The sequence below is a fragment of the Erwinia sp. MYb416 genome (assembly GCF_037479575.1).
GTDB lineage: Bacteria > Pseudomonadota > Gammaproteobacteria > Enterobacterales > Enterobacteriaceae > Erwinia > Erwinia rhapontici.
Window position 1 is genome coordinate 62,256 of record NZ_JBBGYT010000443.1, and the last position, 20,126, is coordinate 82,381.

Here is a 20,126-nt window from a genome sequence, read left to right on the forward strand (position 1 = left end):
TCACAATTGTCTTAATGGCAAATCATCGCATCTGCACGTGAAATCAGGCGCCCAACCATGCCCGCCAACTGGCATTGACCACCGATCTTTCACCTGACCAGGCCGTATCCTCTACCAGGCCAGGCAGCTCCTGCAACGCCAGATGGTGCAAGGCATCGCGCAGCGTGACATAAGCATGCGTCAGTGCTTCCGCCTCTTCCTGCTCCATTTTGCCGCTGTTCGCCAGCAACGCCAGAATGCGCACGTTATCGGACCAGCGGGTCAGCATGGGCTCCTGGGCGGCATAACGCAGCACCAGGTATTGCGTAATAAATTCAATATCGGTAATCCCGCCTTCATCGGCTTTGATATCCCAACGCCCTTTGTGCTTGTGACCCAGATGGGCGCGCATTTTCTCACGCATTTCGCGCACTTCTGTTTTCAGCGCGTCGGCCTCTCGGGGTATCGAGAGAATGCCACGGCGGATCTGGTCGAAACGCTGGCTCAGGGCGGCGTCACCAAACACGATGCGCGCGCGCACCAACGCCTGATGCTCCCAGGTCCAGGCTTCATTGCGCTGATAGTCATCAAAGGCATCGAAGGTGCTGACCAGCATCCCCGCCGCCCCTGACGGGCGCAGGCGGGCATCCACTTCGTAGAGAATACCGGAGGAAGTACGGGTGCTAAACAGATGCATCACACGTTGTGCCAGGCGCAGATAAAACTGCCTTCCGTCAATACTACGCTCACCCAGTGTCACCGCTTCTGACGGACAGTCATGCAGGAACACCAGATCGAGGTCAGAACTGTAACCCAACTCCCAGCCCCCCAGTTTGCCGTAGCCCACAACCGCAAAGCCGCGCTCGCTGTCGGTGGTCAGATGGGAAGGCCGGCCGTAACGCTGTACCATCATGTTCCACGCCTGCTGAACCACGGTCTCAATCATCGCTTCCGCCAGCCAGGTCAGATGATCGCTCACTTTCATCACCGGCAAGGTTTTGGCAATATCTGCGGCAGCAATACGCAGATGCTGTGCTTGTTTAAACTGACGCAGCGCTTCCAGCTGCTGCTCTTCATCTTCTTCCGGGATACGCAGCAGATATTGTCGCAGTTCATCACGATAGGCATCTGTTGCCGTGGGCTGATACAACGTGGCAGGGTCGAGCAGTTCATCCAGCAATAGCGGATGCCGGGCCAGCTGGCTGGCAACCATCGGGGAAGCAGCACACAAGCGAATTAAGTGCTTCAGCGCACCATGGAATTCAGTGAGCAGCTCCAGATAGGTGCTACGCGTCACCACGCCCAGCAGCAATGGCGTAAGGCGGCTCAGCGTGACCGGGGCATCATCACGTGGCACAACCTCACTCAACAGTCGCGGCATCAGCTGATCCAGCGCCTGACGGCCACGCGGGCCAATCGTACGTTTATCGACGTCCTGGCGGAAATCGGTAATCGTGCGTAGCAATTGCTGGCGTGCATCGCTGTCGAGATGGGGGACCAGCGGTTCCAGCTCCGCCTCTTCCAGCTGGTCCTGCCACAATACGCCATATTCACCCGCTTCACGGTTCTCACCGTTTTCAGGCGCATCGTCACCAATCAGATCGTTAAAAATGGTCCGTACCGCCAGCATATGGCGATCCAGCTCAAGGTGTAATGCAGCCCAGTCGGCAAACCCCATCGCCCAGGCGAGACGCGCGCGATCCAGCTCGCTGCCCGGTAGCGTCTGTGTCTGTTCATCGTTGATACTTTGCAGCAGGTTTTCCAGCCGCCGCAGGAACAGATAGGCCTCCTGTAACTGCTCCACCTGCTCTGCCGGTAACAGATTCAACTGACCAATCGCGTCCAGCGTTGGCAACAGGGAACGTAGCTGAAGTGAACGCTCACGCCCGCCACGGATCAGCTGGAACACCTGTACGATAAATTCCGTTTCGCGAATACCGCCCGCACCGAGCTTAATGTTATCCGTCAGCCCGCGTCGCCGGACTTCGCGGGCGATCATGCTTTTCATATTACGCAGTGACTGGATCACACTGAAGTCGATGTAGCGGCGAAACACAAACGGCCGCAGCATCTGGCGCAGTTCCTCACTCCAGCGGTCATTCCCACCGCCCATCAGGCGCGCTTTAACCATTGCATAGCGTTCCCAGTCGCGTCCCTGCTCCTGGTAATAATCTTCCAGCGCCGCAAAACTCAGCACTAATGGCCCGCTGTCGCCAAACGGGCGCAGACGCATATCAACGCGATAAACAAAACCATCGGCCGTGGGCTGATCCAGCACCTTGATCAGCCGCTGACCCAGCCGGGTAAAGAACTGAGCATTGTCCAGTTCACGGCGGCCCCCCTGCGTGGTGCCGTTTTCCGGCCAGGTGAAAATCAGATCGATATCAGAGGAGAAATTCAGTTCGCCGCCGCCCAGTTTCCCCATGCCGAGGATCAACAGCGGCTGGGGTTCTCCGGCAGCGTTCATTGGGGTGCCAAAATCACGGCAGCAGGCGTGCCATAACCAGTCGCGGGCAGCCACAATCAGGGCTTCCGCCAGTTCGCTCAGTTGACGTAAAGATTGTTGTGTATCACTGGTGGCCAGCGTCTGCATCCAGGCAATGCGCGTCAGCATATGACGACGGAACAGGCGGAGTTCGCGCATCAGCGCATTCTCATCATGCACCGTCTCCAGCTTTGCTTGCAGCCAGTCAGCATAATGATGCCATTCATCCGGGTGCGGCGGGGAGTGCTGAAGCTGCTGCCACCCTTCAGGGTATTTTGCCAGGTTATCGCTGATAAAATCGCTAAATACCAATACTGCCTGCTGCTGCGCAGAAGCCTCGCTAAACAGCGGGCTTAGCAATGCACACTGTTGCTGCATGAGCAGCGGCAGAGGTTGACCTGGTGATGGCACCATACAATAAACACTCCCTATATCCCCCTCATACTTCGAGCTGCAGCTCGCATTATGAGGGGGATTGCATTGAAAGACCCCGAAACGGGTTACAGACTGCCGTTTTTCCAGAACGCCGACTGTTTCAGCGCCTGCTGACGATGGGCATCCAGCCAGACATCCTGCTGCCCCACAATCGCTTCACGCAGCTGCTTCCAGCTTTGTAACCAGGCATTGACGATGGTGGCATCATAGGCGCCCGCCAGCAGATGAACCGCCAGAATCTGGCGATGCAAACGCGTCAGTTTGTCCTGATATTCACCCGAATGATTCAGGTGGTCGAATGTCTCTTTCAGATCGGCTGCAATGCGGCCCAGCATGATGTCGCTGAAGCGTTTGAACGAACCTTGTAGTTTGGCATCCGACTTTTGATCGACGAACTGGCGCCAGCGCTCAGTGGCAATCCAGTGAGTAAGCGCTAACTGAGTTTCCAGCCAGAGGGGACTGAAGCAACATTTTTGCGCGTCAGGCTGATCATCCTGCAACGCCTCTTCCAGCAACGTCAGCTTCTGACGCAGTTCGCTGCTGGCTTTGCGTGGCACCAGCGCACCGTAAAGAGAAAACGTCTGACGCAGCACTTCAAGCGCATCTTTCACTTCATGCAACGCACCCGAACTGCCGCGCAGCCACAGCTCCTCGTGATATTGCCACTGGCTTAATGCCAGCAGAAATGATGCACGCATTCCCTCTTCCACGGTCGCTTTTGGCTTCACTTTTAGCAGGGGAACCGGACGCAGCGCACGCGGCAGGTCGCCCTGAGCCAACGAATAACCTCGCGCCGCTTTACTCAGGCTCCCCAGACGCAGACCGTCAATCGTTGCCAGTTCAGCGGCAAAGGCCAGCAGGTCATCGCGCTGACCGCTTTTCAGCTCCAGCTCGACTTCCATCAAGGGTTCACAGCGGTCATCTGCCGTGATCTCACCGCAGTCATAGGCCACCTCTATCTCGCTTTGTAGGTAAGTAACCACCCACTTTTCACGCACAAAATGCGTGCTAAACAGCGCCTTGAGCTGCGGTTGTAAGGCTGTGATATCGGTTCCTGCAGGCCAGACATCGGCAGGCAGTTGCTGAATATCCAGCTCGGGCTTAGCCAGTGCCACATTATATTCCGGGCGCTGGTGCAGCCCACCAATCGTCTGACCGGCGGTTTTCAGCGTCATTTCATAGCGGTCACCGAAGCCGCGAATACGCAGCCCCATATCCCAACGGCGCAGCTGGTTGTCAGGGGTTTCGAAGTAGATATTCGTCAACGTCTGACCGGCAGTGTACTGATGAGGCCAGGCGGTGAGTTTGCTGGCGATTTTTGCAGCCGCTTCTGGTGCGGCAATGAACTTTAATTCGATTTCGATGGTCATAATGTCTTATTTACGTCGTTAACGGCAGAGTAAACGGTTAAGGTGTCTGATTATGCTCGCATTGCCAGGCGGGCGATCGTTCCTTTTGCCTATGAAGAGTAATGCACAAGAGACAGCACTGTCTCTGGTTTATTACGTTTTCGCGCACAACCTCTCAGGCTGCTTGAGACCAGGATAGTTCTCATTCAGCTTTCTGTGAGGCCGCTCCAGACTGTGCGATTACCTTTTTACAGCCCTTATTTAGAAAGAGTTCGAATGAAAATAACTCACCTCATCGGCCTGACATTGCTCACGTTGAGTGCTGCGGCAACCGTTCATGCCGAAGAAAAACGCTACATCTCCGACGAGCTGTCCACCTGGGTTCGCAGTGGCCCCGGTAATGATTACCGTCTGATCGGCACGTTAAACGCAGGCGAAGAAGTTGCCCTGCTGCAGTCGAATGATAGCAGCAACTATGGCCAAATCCGTGACAGCCAGGGCCGTACCACCTGGATCCCGCTGGCCCAGCTTAGCCAACAGCCCAGCCTGCGTACCCGCGTCCCGCAGTTGGAAGAACAGGTGAAAATGCTCACCGCTAAACTGGCGAACATCGACAGTAGCTGGAATAACCGCACCGCCGATATGCAAAAAAAGGTCGCTGGCAGCGATGACGCGATCAACAGCCTGAAAGAAGAGAATCAGCAGTTAAAAAACCAGTTGGTCGTCGCGAAGAAAAAAGTCGATGCGGCCAATGTGCAACTGGATGACAAGCAGCGCACCATCATTATGCAGTGGTTTATGTATGGTGGCGGTGTCGCTGGCGTTGGCCTGGTGCTGGGCCTGCTACTTCCTCATATGATCCCACGCCGGAAAAAAAGCGATCGCTGGATGAACTAATCCTGCATTTGTTTGCGTTAAGGGTATCTGCGGATGCCCTTTTTGCCATGTCTGCGATTTATCATTTACGCAACATGGATGTTATAGTCTGACGATTAATACTCAGTTAATTCTGATTATCAGCCTTGTGGAGACCCGCAGTGAAAACATACCTTGTCGGCGGCGCCGTGCGCGATGGACTGTTGAATTTGCCGGTGAAAGACAAAGACTGGGTGGTGGTAGGTGCCTCTCCTCAGCAGATGCTGGAGCTGGGCTTTGAGCAGGTAGGCCGAGACTTCCCGGTGTTTTTGCACCCTTCAAGCCATGAAGAGTATGCGCTGGCCCGCACCGAACGTAAATCCGGCAGCGGTTATACCGGATTTGTCTGCTATTCCGCGCCGGATGTCACACTTGAGCAGGATCTGGCACGGCGCGATCTGACCATCAATGCCATCGCACAGGACGCCGACGGCCACTACTATGATCCCTACGGCGGGCGTGACGATCTTGAAAACCGTCTGCTTCGCCACGTCTCTGAAGCCTTCAATGAAGATCCACTGCGTGTGCTACGCGTAGCGCGTTTTGCCGCCCGTTACGCCCATCTTAACTTCCACATTGCCAGTGAAACCCTCGCCCTGATGCAATCGATGGCAGAGAGCGGCGAACTCTCTCACCTCACGCCAGAGCGCGTCTGGAAAGAGACTGAAGCGGCCTTACAAACACGCAACCCGCAGGTCTTTTTCCAGGTACTGCGTGACTGCGGGGCACTGGCGGTGCTGTTTCCGGAGCTGGACAACCTGTACGGCGTTCCCGCCCCGGCAAAATGGCACCCCGAGATCGACACCGGCGTGCATACGCTGATGACGCTGGCGATGGCAGCCCAGCTCAGCCCGGAGGTTGATATCCGTTTCGCCACGTTATTCCACGATGTGGGCAAAGCCCTGACGCCGCCAGAAAAGTGGCCAAGCCATCACGGACATGGTCCGGCAGGCGTACCGCTGGTCGCGGCCCTGTGTGAACGCTTACGTATTCCGAATGCCCTGCGCGATCTGGCACTGCTGGTGACCGAATTTCACGACCTGGTGCATACCGTCCAGAACCAGTCAGCAACCACGCTGGTGGCGTTGTTTGACCGACTGGATGCCTGGCGCAAACCCCATCGCGTGGAGCAAATCGCACTGACCAGCGAAGCCGATGCCCGTGGGCGCACCGGATTCGAAAATAATCCGTACTCGCAGGGAGATTATCTGCGTGAGGCGTGGAAGGTCGCGTTGAGCGTGTCGACAAAAGACGTTGTCGCGGCCGGTTTCAAAGGCGCGGAGGTGCGGGAAGAACTGACGCGCCGCCGGATAGCGGCACTGGAAAACTGGAAAACCGCTTAATATTGCCAAACGTAAGGGTCAGGCAAGCCTGACCCAATGCACGTTACAGGACAAATACCGCGTAAACCGCGGCTGCCACGATAAAGCGATAGATAGCGAACGGGATAAACGAAATACGTTTAATGATGTGCAGGAAGCTCTTAATCGCGATCAACGCCACGATAAAGGCGGTGACAAAACCGACGGCAAACATCGGGAAGTCAGCCATCGTCAGGAAGCCCATGCTCTTGTAGAGATCCAGACCGGTCGCGCCAATCATCATCGGCACTGCGAGGAGAAACGAGAACTCAGACGCAGCATAACGGCTTACGCCCATCAGCATCCCGCCCGAAATGGTGGCTCCGGAACGTGAAAAGCCCGGCCACAGCGCCAGACACTGGAAGCAGCCAATAATAAACGCCTGACGATAAGTAATGTCATCCACACCCACCGCTTTCGGCTGTTTTGGCTTCAGCAATTCAGCCGCAATCAACAGCACGCCACCCACCACCAACGCATACATCACGTTGACCGGGTTAAACAACGTTTTGATTTTATCATGCAGTAACAGCCCAATCACCACGGCGGGCACCATACCCAGCAGGATATGAATCAGAGTCAGCTTACCCTGGCCTGTGCCCTCATGTTTGACTTCACCAAAGTGAATGCCAATCAGGCCGAACAAACGACGCCAGAACATCACTACGACGGCCAGAATCGAGCCGAGCTGAATCACAACTTCAAAGGTCTCCGCTTTTTCGCCTTCAAACCCCAGTAAATGACCGACAATGATCATATGCCCGGTAGAAGATACGGGGAGAAACTCCGTCAGCCCCTCTACAATCCCAAGTATTGCTGCCACCCATAGCTGATGAATATCTGCCATCAAATCTACCCCTAACCCTGGTTAAACCATGAAAAATGGCGGTCGCTTTACGCTTCCGCCCAATGTGCCCCAACTGCATTAGGGCAACCTTAAGACAGAGCATAATGTGGTTTGGTTTCATCGTGATGGCAATGAAAACGGATTTATTTAGGATTAGTCCCGCGTTCGATGACCACGCCCACCTGGCGCGCCTGAGCGACAGCACCCGGTTTACTGACTTTGATTTTGACCCACGGCGAGGCGAATCGAGCCAGCAGCAGTGATGCAATCTCTTCTGCTACACGCTCTACCAACGCAAATTTACCCTGGCTGACGTGGTTAATAATCGCTTCAGATACATCGGCATAGCTCAGACAATCGTTAACATCATCACTGGCAGCCGCTTTACGGTTGTCCCATGCCATTTCGACATCGAACACCAGCTTCTGCTGAATCGTTTGTTCCCAGTCGTAAACGCCAATGGTGGTGATAACGGACAGTTGATCAATAAATACGATATCCATGATACGGCTCTCTGTTTTTGTGGTTGCCGGATACCATCCCCGGCGGTTTATGCGTATTATCCACGGATGCTGACTTTAAAACGACCCCCACAAGACGGAACGGTGTTATGAGTGTATTCGCGCTTGGCATGATCATTTTCGCGTATCTGTGTGGCTCCATCTCCAGCGCGATTTTGGTCTGTCGACTGTTCAGATTGCCGGACCCGCGCCACAATGGCTCGGGCAACCCAGGTGCCACTAACGTGCTGCGCCTCGGTGGTAAAGGTGCCGCCGCTACGGTGCTGGTGTTTGATGTATGCAAAGGGATGCTGCCGGTATGGCTGGCTTATCACCTGGGCGTGACGCCGCTTTATCTTGGTCTGACCGCGATTGCTGCCTGCCTCGGCCATATTTACCCGGTCTTCTTTCATTTCAAAGGCGGCAAAGGCGTGGCCACCGCATTTGGTGCTATCGCCCCAATCGGCTGGGATCTCACGGGTTTAATGACGGGAACCTGGCTGCTGACCGTGCTGTTAAGCGGATACTCTTCGCTGGGTGCGATTATCAGCGCACTGATTGCCCCGTTCTACGTCTGGTGGTTTAAACCGCAGTTTACTTTTCCCGTCGCCATGCTTTCCTGCCTGATCCTGTTACGTCATCACGACAATATTCAGCGCCTGTGGCGCGGGCAGGAAAATAAGATTTGGAAAAAGAAAAAGAAGAAACCGTAGGGCATCGTGCATTGATGTCGGGTTCAGGCATACCTGAACCTGATGAGAACATTTATCCTGGGGTCAGGCGCGCCTGACCCCAATCATAATGCAGGCAGTTCCGCCAGCGGCCAGCGCGGACGCACGGTGACACTGAGATCGGCGTGTTTGTCACCTTTCATCCGCACCATCCCAGCATAAGCGATCATCGCGCCGTTGTCGGTACAGAATTCCGGACGAGCGTAGAACACCTCACCGCCCCGCTTCTCCATCATCTCCGCCAGCTTACTGCGCAGCGTGCGGTTCGCGCTGACGCCCCCGGCAATCACCAGCCGCTTGAATCCACTTTGATCGAGCGCCCGGCGGCATTTTATCGCCAGCGTATCGACCACGGCATCCTCAAAAGCACGTGCTATGTCAGCGCGGGTCTGCTCACTGTCGTCATTGTCGTCATTGTCGCGAATGGTATTAGCCGCGAAGGTTTTCAGGCCGGAAAAACTAAAATCCAGCCCTGGGCGATCGGTCATTGGACGCGGGAAGACAAAACGCTTTTCCACACCCTGTTGCGCCATTTTTGACAGCATCGGCCCGCCAGGATAGTCCAGCCCCAGCAGTTTAGCGGTTTTATCGAAGGCTTCACCGGCAGCATCATCCACTGATTCACCCAGCAGGGTATATTCACCAATGCCGGTGACGCTAATCAACTGCGTATGGCCGCCAGAAACCAGCAGCGCCACAAACGGGAAGTCCGGTGGATTATCTTCCAGCATCGGTGCCAGCAGATGCCCTTCCATGTGGTGCACGGCAATCGCCGGGACATCCCATGCAAACGCCAGCGAGCGGCCAATGGTCGCGCCGACCAGCAGTGCCCCTACCAGCCCAGGACCTGCGGTATACGCCACCGCATCGATATCCTGCGCCTGAAGCCCGGCTTCCTTCAGCGCCGCCTGTATCAGCGGCACGGTTTTACGCACGTGATCGCGCGAAGCCAGTTCCGGTACCACGCCACCGTAGTCGGCGTGGAGTTTGACCTGGCTGTAAAGTTGATTGGCGAGCAAACCGGCCGCATCGTCATAAATGGCAATGCCGGTTTCATCGCAGGATGTTTCAATTCCGAGAACACGCATGGATTTTTCACCTCATTCTTGCGGCGCGCAGTGTAGCATGAAGGCGCTTTTGCGGGCGGCAAATTTCCCGGTTAGTCGGTTACACCTTGTACAATAAGGTGTTTTTTTTCCCACCAGGGAGGTGGGTTTCGTGTATAATCAGTCCCCTGAAAAAAACCGGCAGCCGCACAGGCCTATCTGTTGGTTACTTAATGCTATGGTGCTTTACAACTAAGCCTGTGTTGGAGTAAAATTCCGCACCATTTTGAAATGAGCTGGCACCGATGTCAGCAGCAAAACCGAATTTATCGAGGTGAGAGTTACATGCCGGTAATTAAAGTACGTGAAAACGAGCCATTCGACGTTGCACTGCGTCGCTTCAAGCGTTCTTGTGAGAAAGCAGGCGTTCTGGCTGAAGTTCGTCGTCGTGAGTTTTATGAAAAACCTACTACCGAACGTAAGCGCGCTAAAGCGTCTGCAGTAAAACGCCACGCGAAGAAACTGGCTCGCGAAAACGCACGCCGCACTCGTCTGTACTAATATCCTGAGGGTTCGCCCTCATGCTTCACAGACTAGTTAGTAGTTATCAGGCCGTGCTTCCGGAAGGAATGCGCGGCTTGTTGTCGTTTATGAACCATAAATAGAAAGCGCCAGAGTTACCCCGGTAACGCTCTGTTTTGATTCCTAAACGCCAATACAGCCAGACACCTAAAGACGCGGAAGTATTTATTTCCGATGATTTTCTGTTTCTGGCAAGGCGGCAACGGAGTGAATCTCCGGGAGCTTACATCAGTAAGTGACCGGGGTGAACGATGGCAGCCAACACCGCCAGAAGCGGAAAGATGAAGGGTAATCCCCAATAGCTTTCTGTTTCCTGGCAAGGCGGCAACGGAGTGAATCTCCGGGAGCTTACATCAGTAAGTGACCAGGGTGAACGATGGCAGCCAACACCGCCAGAAGCGGAAAGATGAAGGGGATTTATGGCTGGACGCATACCGCGTGTATTTATCAATGACTTGCTCGCTCGCACGGATATCGTGGATCTCATCGATGCCCGGGTGAAGCTGAAAAAGCAGGGCAAGAATTACCACGCATGCTGTCCTTTTCATAATGAGAAAACGCCCTCTTTCACCGTTAACGGCGAAAAGCAGTTTTATCACTGTTTCGGCTGTGGTGCGCATGGCAACGCTGTCGACTTCCTGATGAACTATGATCGTCTGGAATTCGTTGAAAGCATTGAAGAACTGGCGACCTTATATGGACTGGAAGTACCGTATGAAAGCGGCAGTGGTCCAACCCAGCTTGAGCGTCATCAGCGTCAAAGTCTTTATCAGTTAATGACCGGTCTGAGCGACTTCTATCGACAGTCACTGACACAAAATGCATCGGCAGGCGCACGTGACTATCTGGCACAGCGCGGCCTGAGCGATGATGTCATTAAGCACTTTTCCATCGGTTTCGCCCCGGCAGGCTGGGATAACGCGTTAAAACGTTTTGGCCGTAATCCTGACGATAAACAGTCGTTGATCGATGCGGGCATGCTGGTCACCAATGACCAGGGCCGCAGCTACGATCGCTTCCGTGAGCGGGTGATGTTTCCAATCCACGATAAACGTGGGCGAGTCATTGGTTTCGGCGGTCGCGTATTAGGCGACGGCATGCCGAAATACCTCAACTCACCGGAAACCGATATTTTCCACAAAGGTCGCCAACTTTACGGCCTGTTTGAAGCGCTAAAAAACCATCCGGAGCCGTCCAAATTACTGGTCGTTGAAGGCTATATGGATGTGGTGGCGCTGGCACAGTTTGGCGTTGATTATGCCGTGGCCTCACTCGGCACATCGACCACCGCAGAGCATATTCAGCTACTATTCCGGTCAACCGACACGGTAATTTGCTGCTATGACGGCGACAGAGCAGGCCGTGAAGCAGCATGGCGTGCGCTGGAAACGGCTTTACCTTACATGAATGACGGTCGTCAGCTACGCTTTATGTTCCTGCCTGACGGCGAAGACCCGGATACGCTGGTGCGTAAAGAGGGCAAAGAAGCATTTGAAACGCGGATGGAGCAGGCTATGCCACTCTCGTCGTTTCTGTTTGATACGTTGATGCCGCAGGTGGATTTGCGTTCCCCTGATGGGCGCGCTCAGCTGAGTACGCTGGCGCTGCCGCTGATTAGCCAGGTGCCCGGTGAAACATTGCGTATCTACCTGCGTCAGGAACTGGGTAATAAACTGGGTATCCTTGACGACAGCCAGTTGGAGAAGCTGCTGCCGAAGCAGGCGGAAAATGCGAAGCCTGTACCCCAGCCCCAGCTAAAACGCACAACCATGCGTATACTTATTGGGCTGTTGATACAGAATCCACAGCTGGCCATCATGGTGCCCTCGCTGGATGGGCTTGAGCAGTCAGAAATACCAGGTTTCCCGCTATTCGTGGAGTTAGTGAGCACTTGCGTAGCGCAACCTGGCTTGACGACCGGACAGCTACTAGAGTTATATCGCGGAACAAAATTTAGCCAGAGCCTTGAAACCCTGGCAACCTGGAACCACATGATCGTAGATGATGAAGTGGACACCATGTTTAAGGACGCGCTGGCGAGTATGTACGACGATGCGCTGGAACGCAGGCTGGAAGAACTTATTGCCCGCGACCGCACGCACGTACTCAACGCAGAAGAGCGCCGCGAGTTCTGGACATTGAGCCAGGCACTGAAGAAACAGTAAATGAATAAGGTTTTGACCTTATTACACAGAATTTAGAGGCGTTATCGGCGCAGTCAGTTTGGACACCGTCTGCACGCAGCACCCGGAGCGTACTGAAGTACGTGAGGACTGCGAGCACAGCCGGGGTTCAAAATGGCAAGTGAGATAGCCTCGACAAAGATCAAAGCGGCTTAAGTGCCGAATATCCGTCAGGTAGATCCTGACAGCCGCCATGACGGGCAGCGGCAATAATCTCAACGCCCTCACTGTTATTGTTGGCACGTTAGCCGACCCGACACCAATCTAATTTAACAGAAGTGTGGATACCGTCTTATGGAGCAAAACCCGCAGTCACAGCTAAAGCTACTTGTCACCCGTGGTAAGGAGCAAGGCTATCTGACCTATGCCGAGGTCAATGACCATCTGCCGGAAGATATCGTCGACTCCGATCAGATCGAAGACATCATCCAGATGATCAACGACATGGGCATCCAGGTTGTGGAAGAAGCGCCTGATGCCGATGATCTGATGCTGAATGAGAACAACAACGATACGGACGAAGATGCTGCTGAAGCCGCTGCTCAAGTGCTCTCCAGCGTTGAATCTGAAATCGGACGAACCACTGACCCGGTGCGCATGTACATGCGTGAAATGGGTACGGTTGAACTGCTGACGCGTGAAGGCGAGATCGACATAGCAAAACGCATCGAAGACGGTATCAACCAGGTTCAGTGTTCCGTTGCTGAATACCCTGAAGCCATCACTTATTTGCTTGAACAGTATGACCGCGTTGAAGCGGGCGAAGCACGCTTGTCCGATCTGATCACCGGCTTTGTCGACCCGAATGCCGAAGCAGAAATCGCGCCAACCGCTACCCACGTGGGTTCTGAACTCTCCGCTGAAGAGCGTGAGGAAGAAGAAGAAGATGAAGAGTCTGACGATGACAGCGCCGACGATGACAACAGCATCGACCCGGAACTGGCGCGTGAGAAATTCAACGATCTGCGCGTACAGTACGAAACCACCCGTACCGTAATTAAGGCCAAAAGCCGCAGCCACGCTGATGCTATCGCTGAAATTCAGAATCTGTCTGACGTATTTAAACAGTTCCGCCTGGTGCCGAAGCAATTCGACTTCCTGGTGAACAGCATGCGTACTATGATGGACCGCGTTCGTACCCAGGAACGCCTCATCCTGAAGCTGTGTGTTGAAATCTGTAAAATGCCGAAGAAGAACTTCATCACCCTGTTCACCGGCAATGAAACCAGCGAAACCTGGTTCAAAGCCGCACTGGCGATGAACAAACCGTGGTCAGAGAAACTGAATGATGTATCCGATGATGTGCATCGCAGCCTGACGAAACTGCAACAGATTGAAGCAGAAACGGGCCTGACGATTGAACAGGTTAAAGACATCAACCGTCGTATGTCCATCGGTGAAGCGAAAGCGCGCCGTGCGAAGAAAGAGATGGTTGAAGCGAACTTGCGTCTGGTTATCTCTATCGCCAAGAAGTACACCAACCGTGGTCTGCAGTTCCTGGATCTGATTCAGGAAGGCAACATCGGTCTGATGAAAGCGGTAGATAAGTTTGAATACCGTCGTGGTTATAAGTTCTCGACTTATGCCACCTGGTGGATCCGTCAGGCGATCACCCGTTCTATCGCGGACCAGGCACGTACCATCCGTATTCCGGTGCATATGATTGAGACCATTAACAAACTCAACCGTATTTCGCGCCAGATGCTGCAAGAGATGGGCCGTGAACCTACGCCGGAAGAACTGGCCGAGCGTATGCTGATGCCAGAAGATAAAATCCGTAAGGTGCTGAAAATTGCTAAAGAGCCGATCTCCATGGAGACGCCGATTGGTGATGATGAAGATTCCCATCTGGGTGATTTTATCGAAGATACCACGCTGGAGCTGCCGCTGGACTCTGCCACCTCAGAGAGCCTGCGTTCTGCCACCCATGACGTGTTGGCCGGTCTGACCGCGCGTGAAGCGAAAGTACTGCGTATGCGTTTTGGTATCGATATGAATACCGACCACACGCTGGAAGAAGTGGGCAAACAGTTTGACGTGACACGTGAACGTATCCGTCAGATTGAAGCGAAAGCGCTGCGTAAGCTGCGTCATCCAAGCCGTTCTGAAGTACTGCGCAGCTTCCTCGACGATTAATCGACGCGGTGCTCAAAGATGGCTCCTCTCTGAGGGGCCATTTTTTTTACCTGTTATCCAGACCGCTCTACAAGCCGCGTAATTTCAATGCCCTGTCCAGCTCCGCATAAGCCGCGGTCATCTCTTCCTGTGAAGCGCGATTCAGCCCACTGGGGTTGGGTAACACCCAGACCTCCGTCTCACCCAGCATCAGCGGCTGGCGGCCCCACTCCACCTTACTGTGACGAAACGCCTGCTGATAAGCCTGCTTGCCCAGTACCGCCAGCGCCGCGGGCTGAAAGCGTTCAACCTTGTCCACCAGCGCCTGCCCGCCACTCCGTAACTCACTGCCTGCCAGCTCACTGGCCAGCACGGTGGGCCGTTCAACCAGCATGGTGATGCCACAGCGCGTTTCCAGCAGTTGCTGTTCCTGCTCAGGACGAAGCTGCGTCCAGGTGAATCGGGCCTGAAAAAGGGTTTTCCAGAAGCGGTTACCCGGATGAGCAAAATGATAGCCAGTATGCGCGGATGACTTGCCCGGATTGATGCCACAAAACAGCACCCGCAGGCCGGGCTGAATAATATCGCTAATGCCGTGTGCTTCCATGGTGAGATTCCTCCTTATAAAACAGGCCTCCGCAAACGCGGAAGCCCACACAGACCTTAAATCGCCACGATCACAGCCGCAGTGATCGCTTCGGTTTTCATCACACCATTTACATGCTGCTGCGCGGTAACCTGCTCAACGGCACGGAGAATAGCATCGGCAGCAGCCGTCTCCCCCAGATGTTCCAGCATCATCGCCGCCGACCAGATCGCCGCGATCGGATTCGCAATTCCCTGCCCGGCAATATCGGGCGCAGAACCGTGCACCGGTTCAAACATCGATGGCACCGTGGGATCGGGATTCAGGTTCGCAGAAGCCGCATACCCCAGCCCGCCCTGAATGGCTGCACCCAGGTCAGTCAAAATATCGCCAAACAGATTAGAGGCCACAATCACATCAAGCGTTTCCGGGTTCATCACCATACGCGCCGCAATCGCATCAATATGATAACGATTCACCGTCACATCCGGGTAATCACGGGCAATCTCTTCGGTGACTTCATCCCACATCACCATGGTGTATTTCTGTGCGTTCGATTTGGTCACGGATGCGAGGCGCTTGCTGCGTTTTTGCGCCATCTCAAAACCAAAGCGCAGAATTCGCTCCACACCCCGTCGGGTAAAGATAGAAGTTTCCACCGCCACTTCGGCAGGTGTCCCCTGATGAATGCGCCCGCCAGCCCCGCTGTACTCACCTTCCGTGTTTTCACGGATGCAGAGAATATCAAACTCACTCTTACGCAGTGGGCCTTCCACCCCCGCCAGCAGGCGGTGCGGGCGGACGTTAGCATAGAGATCAAACTGTTTGCGGATGGGCAGCAGCAGGCCATGCAGTGACACATTGTCTGCCACTTTCTCTGGCCAGCCTACCGCGCCCAGCAAGACAGCATCAAACTGGCTCAGCGTTTCAATGCCATTCTTCGGCATCATTTCACCGTGCTCAAGGTAGTACTCACAGGACCACGGAAACCACTCGCCGCTCAGGGCAAAATCAAATCGGCCTGCGCTATGTTCCAGCACCTGCCAGGCAGCTTTCGTTACATCCACGCCAATACCGTCACCGGGGATCACGGCCACTTGATAGCTTTTCATGACTCTCCTTGGATTAATAAGATAACCATCAGAATGACATCTTCGCCCAGGTGGCTAAATTGTGCTGCTTTTTTCGGGTCGCCCGGCGGCAGATGCTGCCGAATACGCAGGCTGAGCCTGTGCGGCATTTTACAGGGCAGAGAAATTACATCACCTGCTGAATCGCCCAGATGGCCAGCGCATGATCTTCATGAGAAGGCAGCCCGCTGACGGTCACCGCGCCAATCACTCCCCCGTTCCCCAGCAACAGTGGGAAGCTGCCACCGCTGTCGGTATAACGCTGTTGATCGAGGAATTTCATCTCAGACATCGGCGTCCCCTGGGCTTTATTCAGCTCCTGAGCGTAGAGTGAAGAGTGTGCATTGCGCAGTACGGTGTGGCGCTTACGGGCGATCCATTCCAGGTTCTCCGAGCTTGAACCACTGAGTGCGGTACTGAACAGCACCTGACCAAAGGCATACACTTCAATCGCAACCGGCATCTTTTCCGCTACGGCACGTTCACGCAGCAGGCTGCCAATTTTCCATGCGCTATCGAAATCAAACTGATTGACGCGTACGGTCGCTTCCTGCTCTAGCAGGGTTTCAAGGCTGGGAATCGCTGACATGGGTCTCTCCGGCAAAGGGTAATCAATCTGCCTTGCAGGGTAAATGACATTAACTTTTCATTAAATAAAAAAAGGAAATAAAAATTTTATTTGGAAGGGAGATCAAAAATTGAGATGCAACTGAGAGTAACAACGGGTCGCAGGCGACCCGTTGTCGGTATCAGCGAAAGACGCTGACGGCTTCAACCAGACGCTCGGCCTGATGCTTCATGCGTTGTGCGGCAAGCGCACCTTCACTGACCAGCGCGCTGTTATCATGCGTCAGGCGATCGAGTGCTTCTACCGCCTGGCCCACTTCACCCAGCCCGGTCCCTTGCTCGGCGGTGGCAACGCTAATCTGCTGCAACAGTTCAGTGACGTTCTGCACTTTTTCGACGATATCCCCAATGGCTTTCCCGGCTTCATGCACCTGTCCGGCACCGGATTGTACTTTCAGGTTACTGGCGGCAATCAGGTGGCGTATCTCGCTGGCAGCACCGGCGCTACGCTGAGCAAGATTTCGCACTTCGCCTGCCACCACGGCAAAGCCTTTGCCCTGCTCACCGGCGCGCGCTGCTTCCACTGCCGCATTCAACGCCAGAATGTTGGTCTGGAAAGCAATGCTGTCGATCAGGCCGGTAATGGTGGCAATCTGCCGTGAACTCTCGGCGATTTCGTCCATCGTCACCACCACATTTTGCATCACTTCACCGCCTTTGACGGCGGCACTGCTGGCGGTACGTGAGAACTGATTCGCCTGCTCGGTGCTCTCGCCGTTGCGCTGCACCGTGCTGGTCATCTGATTCATGGTGCTGGCCGTCTGCTGGACGCTGGCCGCCGTCTGCTCGGTGTGGCTGCTGATTTTGTCATTACCGCGTGCCAGTTCATCGCTGGCCCGGTGAACATCCAGCACCTGATCGCTGACGTCGTTTAATAACCAGCGGAACATCAGCCCCAACTGGCCGACCGCGCGTAGCGTGGTGCCAATCTCATCCACCCGATCGAGGTGGTTAACATGCGGGTTGGCCCCGGTCGCCACATTCAGCGCCTGACGACATACGGCGGCCAGTGGCCGGGCAATCTGACGTTGCAGCCAGGTATCCACCAGCAGCGCCATTAACGCTGAGAACAGGGTAAATCCGCCCAGCGCGGCCCCGCTTAATCCCGACACAAACGCTGCGGCCACCAGCGGCAGCCACAATGCCAGCACCGCACCGCGGATGCGCCAGCGCAGTGACATCGTTTTCAGTAGCGTCAGCCCGCTCAGCCAGCCCGTACGCACCAACAGCCCACGATGCAAACGCCAGCCCTTCATCCGCCCCTGATTCATTTTCTGATACAGCGCCTCAGCCGCGCGCACCTCTTCCGCTGAAGGCTTAATGCGCACAGACATATGCCCCTGAATTTCACCGTTGCGGATCACCGGCACCACATTGGCACGCACCCAGTAATGGTCACCGTTTTTACGTCGGTTTTTCACCAGTCCGGTCCAGGGCAGTCCCTGTTTCAGGGTGGCCCACATATCGGCAAATGCGGCTTGTGGCATATCAGGGTGACGAACGAGGTTATGGGGCTGGCCGTCGATTTCACTGCGGTCATAGCCACTCACCTCAATAAACGCGCTGTTGGCGTAGGTGATATAGCTAGCGGCATCGGTGGTGGTCATCAGGGTGGTATCGTCGTCGAGCAGGTATTCCTGCTGAGTCACGGGCTGGTGGGTGTGCATTATAACGACCTTGTTATGGTTGTATGAATTTTGCAGGTATTTAAGGAGGGGTTGTCGGCAGGATGTAACTAAAGCTTTAACAATTTTCATCTGATTTGTGCGACAGCACACAACTGTCGCATCATTTCACGGACGGGCAAACGCTTCACGCAACCAGTGGATAAATCCGCTAACCGCGCGCGGGACCTGTGCTGACCATGGGCGTACCACATACAGCATATCGGCAAAGGCACCCACGGCCTGCCACTGGGGCAGTAATTGCACCAAAGAGCCATCCTTTAGCGCCGCTTGAGCACTGAAGTCCGGCAGCAGCGCAATCCCCAGGCCTTCAAGGGCAGCATCGCGGATCGATTCACTGTTATTGGTGGCAAATGGCCCGCTGACATTCACCGCGATACGCTCACCGCCCGTCAGCGGCTGGAAACTCCAGCGCGGCGGTTCCACCCCGCGTGGATAGTAGAGGCACAGATGGTCACTCAGCGCCTGCGGACTGGCAGGATGACCGTAACGGGCAAGGTACGCCGGTGATGCCACCACGACGGCGTGAGTGTGGCACAGCGGCAGCGCCACATGGGTTTCCGGCAGGCTGTTACTGTGGCGGATGGCGAGATCAAACCCCTCACTTGCCAGCGACACCAGGCGGTCGGACACCTCCAGCTGCACACGCACCTGGGGATGCTCGCGCAGAAACGCGGTGATATGCGGCACCAGCTGCTGGCGCGCAAACGCCACGGGCGCCGTCACCCGCACCAGCCCGCGCAGGGGGCCGGCAGAATCGCGCACGCTGAAAAAGCTCTGTTCAATCTGGGCAAACGGCGCACGCAGATCGTCCACCAGTTTCTCTCCGGCACTGGTCAGTCTTACGCTGCGCGTGGTGCGCGTCACCAGCGGCACCCCGGCCAGCTGCTCCAGCTCTTTGATCTTCTGCGACATCGCCGCCTTGCTCACTTCCAGCCGTTCAGCCGCCGCGGTAAAACTGCCCTGCTCGGCCAGCACCGTCAGCCAGTGCAGGTGATTCCATAACGCATCGGTCTTCAGCTCTTTCATGGTTATTGTTCACTATAGTAAATAATCAATTCAAGTATAGCGGTTTTTCCCAACGGAGATTGCGGGTAAATTGGTTTCCAGAGACAGACGCGGAGTCACCGCCGTCAGCCCATTTTCAGCAATGAATTCACTAACAATGTCGAGGTTTCCATGCCGTTACTGCAATTTGATGTCATTCAGGGTCGTTCAGAATCAGAGCTGAAAACACTGCTGGATGCTGCGCACCGTGCAGTCCTGGCGGCCTTTAACGTCCCCGAGCGCGATCGCTACCAGATTGTTCACGAAAACAAAGGTTATCAGATGGTATTTGAGGATACCGGCCTCGGGCTTCAGCGTACCGATAATCTGGTAATGGTGCGGGTTTTTACCAGCCCACGCAGCAGCGAGCAAAAACAGTTCTTTATGGCTGAGCTGTGCCGGGAGTTAAAAGAGAGCTGCGGCATTCTGCCTTCGGACGTGATGATCACCTTTATGACCAATGACAAAGGTGACTGGAGCTTCGGAAACGGCGAGGCACAATATTTGACGGGTGCGCTGTAAG

17 protein-coding genes are annotated in these 20,126 nt (G+C 54.9%); 7 read left to right on the forward strand and 10 right to left on the reverse strand.

What is annotated here, in order from left to right; translation table 11 throughout:
• Positions 1 to 43: 43 nt before the first annotated feature.
• Together glnE and WH277_RS27685 are read right to left on the reverse strand one after the other, a co-directional pair.
• On the reverse strand, positions 44 to 2,878 hold the full coding sequence (gene glnE / locus WH277_RS27680) for a bifunctional [glutamate--ammonia ligase]-adenylyl-L-tyrosine phosphorylase/[glutamate--ammonia-ligase] adenylyltransferase (protein ID WP_339507454.1): 2,835 nt from the start codon (positions 2,876 to 2,878) through the stop codon (positions 44 to 46).
• An 86-nt stretch (positions 2,879 to 2,964) separates the two neighbouring features.
• On the reverse strand, positions 2,965 to 4,269 hold the full coding sequence (locus tag WH277_RS27685; protein WP_133843865.1) for a CYTH domain-containing protein: 1,305 nt from the start codon (positions 4,267 to 4,269) through the stop codon (positions 2,965 to 2,967).
• A gap of 255 nt (positions 4,270 to 4,524) precedes the next feature.
• Here WH277_RS27685 and WH277_RS27690 point away from each other — a divergent pair, with 255 nt between their 5' ends.
• Both WH277_RS27690 and WH277_RS27695 read left to right on the forward strand, forming a co-directional pair.
• Positions 4,525 to 5,145: a TIGR04211 family SH3 domain-containing protein gene (locus tag WH277_RS27690; protein ID WP_133843867.1), complete on the forward strand. Its 621-nt coding sequence runs from the start codon at positions 4,525 to 4,527 to the stop codon at positions 5,143 to 5,145.
• 140 nt (positions 5,146 to 5,285) lie between these two features.
• Entirely contained in the window at positions 5,286 to 6,506 is a 1,221-nt protein-coding gene (locus WH277_RS27695; RefSeq protein ID WP_339507455.1) for a multifunctional CCA addition/repair protein, read from the forward strand.
• A gap of 43 nt (positions 6,507 to 6,549) precedes the next feature.
• Here WH277_RS27695 and bacA read toward each other — a convergent pair whose 3' ends face one another.
• Together bacA and folB are read right to left on the reverse strand one after the other, a co-directional pair.
• Entirely contained in the window at positions 6,550 to 7,371 is an 822-nt protein-coding gene (gene bacA / locus WH277_RS27700) for an undecaprenyl-diphosphate phosphatase (protein ID WP_133843872.1), read from the reverse strand.
• A gap of 143 nt (positions 7,372 to 7,514) precedes the next feature.
• Positions 7,515 to 7,874, reverse strand: coding sequence for a bifunctional dihydroneopterin aldolase/7,8-dihydroneopterin epimerase (folB, locus tag WH277_RS27705; protein WP_133843874.1), 360 nt, complete (start codon positions 7,872 to 7,874; stop codon positions 7,515 to 7,517).
• A 107-nt stretch (positions 7,875 to 7,981) separates the two neighbouring features.
• Between folB and plsY the strand changes: the two genes are divergently transcribed.
• Entirely contained in the window at positions 7,982 to 8,584 is a 603-nt protein-coding gene (gene plsY / locus WH277_RS27710; protein ID WP_159337350.1) for a glycerol-3-phosphate 1-O-acyltransferase PlsY, read from the forward strand.
• Between the two features lie 83 nt (positions 8,585 to 8,667).
• Here plsY and tsaD read toward each other — a convergent pair whose 3' ends face one another.
• On the reverse strand, positions 8,668 to 9,690 hold the full coding sequence (gene tsaD, locus WH277_RS27715; RefSeq protein ID WP_339507456.1) for a tRNA (adenosine(37)-N6)-threonylcarbamoyltransferase complex transferase subunit TsaD: 1,023 nt from the start codon (positions 9,688 to 9,690) through the stop codon (positions 8,668 to 8,670).
• A 303-nt stretch (positions 9,691 to 9,993) separates the two neighbouring features.
• Here tsaD and rpsU point away from each other — a divergent pair, with 303 nt between their 5' ends.
• The 3 genes from rpsU to rpoD all read left to right on the forward strand — a co-directional run bounded on the left by rpsU (position 9,994) and on the right by rpoD (position 14,549).
• Complete coding sequence (rpsU, locus tag WH277_RS27720) at positions 9,994 to 10,209, forward strand: 30S ribosomal protein S21 (protein ID WP_001144069.1); 216 nt, start codon at positions 9,994 to 9,996, stop codon at positions 10,207 to 10,209.
• 440 nt (positions 10,210 to 10,649) lie between these two features.
• Positions 10,650 to 12,395, forward strand: coding sequence for a DNA primase (gene dnaG, locus WH277_RS27725; protein WP_133843880.1), 1,746 nt, complete (start codon positions 10,650 to 10,652; stop codon positions 12,393 to 12,395).
• Between the two features lie 312 nt (positions 12,396 to 12,707).
• On the forward strand, positions 12,708 to 14,549 hold the full coding sequence (gene rpoD, locus WH277_RS27730) for an RNA polymerase sigma factor RpoD (RefSeq protein WP_133843882.1): 1,842 nt from the start codon (positions 12,708 to 12,710) through the stop codon (positions 14,547 to 14,549).
• 67 nt (positions 14,550 to 14,616) lie between these two features.
• On the opposite strand, the gene mug is transcribed toward rpoD, so the two are convergent.
• The 5 genes from mug to WH277_RS27755 all read right to left on the reverse strand — a co-directional run bounded on the left by mug (position 14,617) and on the right by WH277_RS27755 (position 19,585).
• Complete coding sequence (gene mug, locus WH277_RS27735; protein ID WP_133843884.1) at positions 14,617 to 15,135, reverse strand: G/U mismatch-specific DNA glycosylase; 519 nt, start codon at positions 15,133 to 15,135, stop codon at positions 14,617 to 14,619.
• A gap of 56 nt (positions 15,136 to 15,191) precedes the next feature.
• Positions 15,192 to 16,226: a tartrate dehydrogenase gene (locus WH277_RS27740; protein WP_339507457.1), complete on the reverse strand. Its 1,035-nt coding sequence runs from the start codon at positions 16,224 to 16,226 to the stop codon at positions 15,192 to 15,194.
• 145 nt (positions 16,227 to 16,371) lie between these two features.
• A complete protein-coding gene (locus WH277_RS27745) occupies positions 16,372 to 16,833 on the reverse strand; it encodes a heme-degrading domain-containing protein (protein WP_133843888.1) in 462 nt (153 codons plus the stop codon).
• A 160-nt stretch (positions 16,834 to 16,993) separates the two neighbouring features.
• Positions 16,994 to 18,538, reverse strand: a complete 1,545-nt coding sequence (locus tag WH277_RS27750) for a methyl-accepting chemotaxis protein (protein ID WP_133843890.1) — start codon at positions 18,536 to 18,538, stop codon at positions 16,994 to 16,996.
• Between the two features lie 126 nt (positions 18,539 to 18,664).
• Positions 18,665 to 19,585 (reverse strand): LysR family transcriptional regulator, encoded by a 921-nt coding sequence (locus WH277_RS27755; RefSeq protein ID WP_133843892.1) that lies wholly within the window; start codon positions 19,583 to 19,585, stop codon positions 18,665 to 18,667.
• Between the two features lie 150 nt (positions 19,586 to 19,735).
• On the opposite strand from WH277_RS27755, the gene WH277_RS27760 reads away from it, so the two are divergent.
• On the forward strand, positions 19,736 to 20,125 hold the full coding sequence (locus tag WH277_RS27760) for a tautomerase family protein (RefSeq protein ID WP_133843894.1): 390 nt from the start codon (positions 19,736 to 19,738) through the stop codon (positions 20,123 to 20,125).
• Position 20,126: the final 1 nt, after the last annotated feature.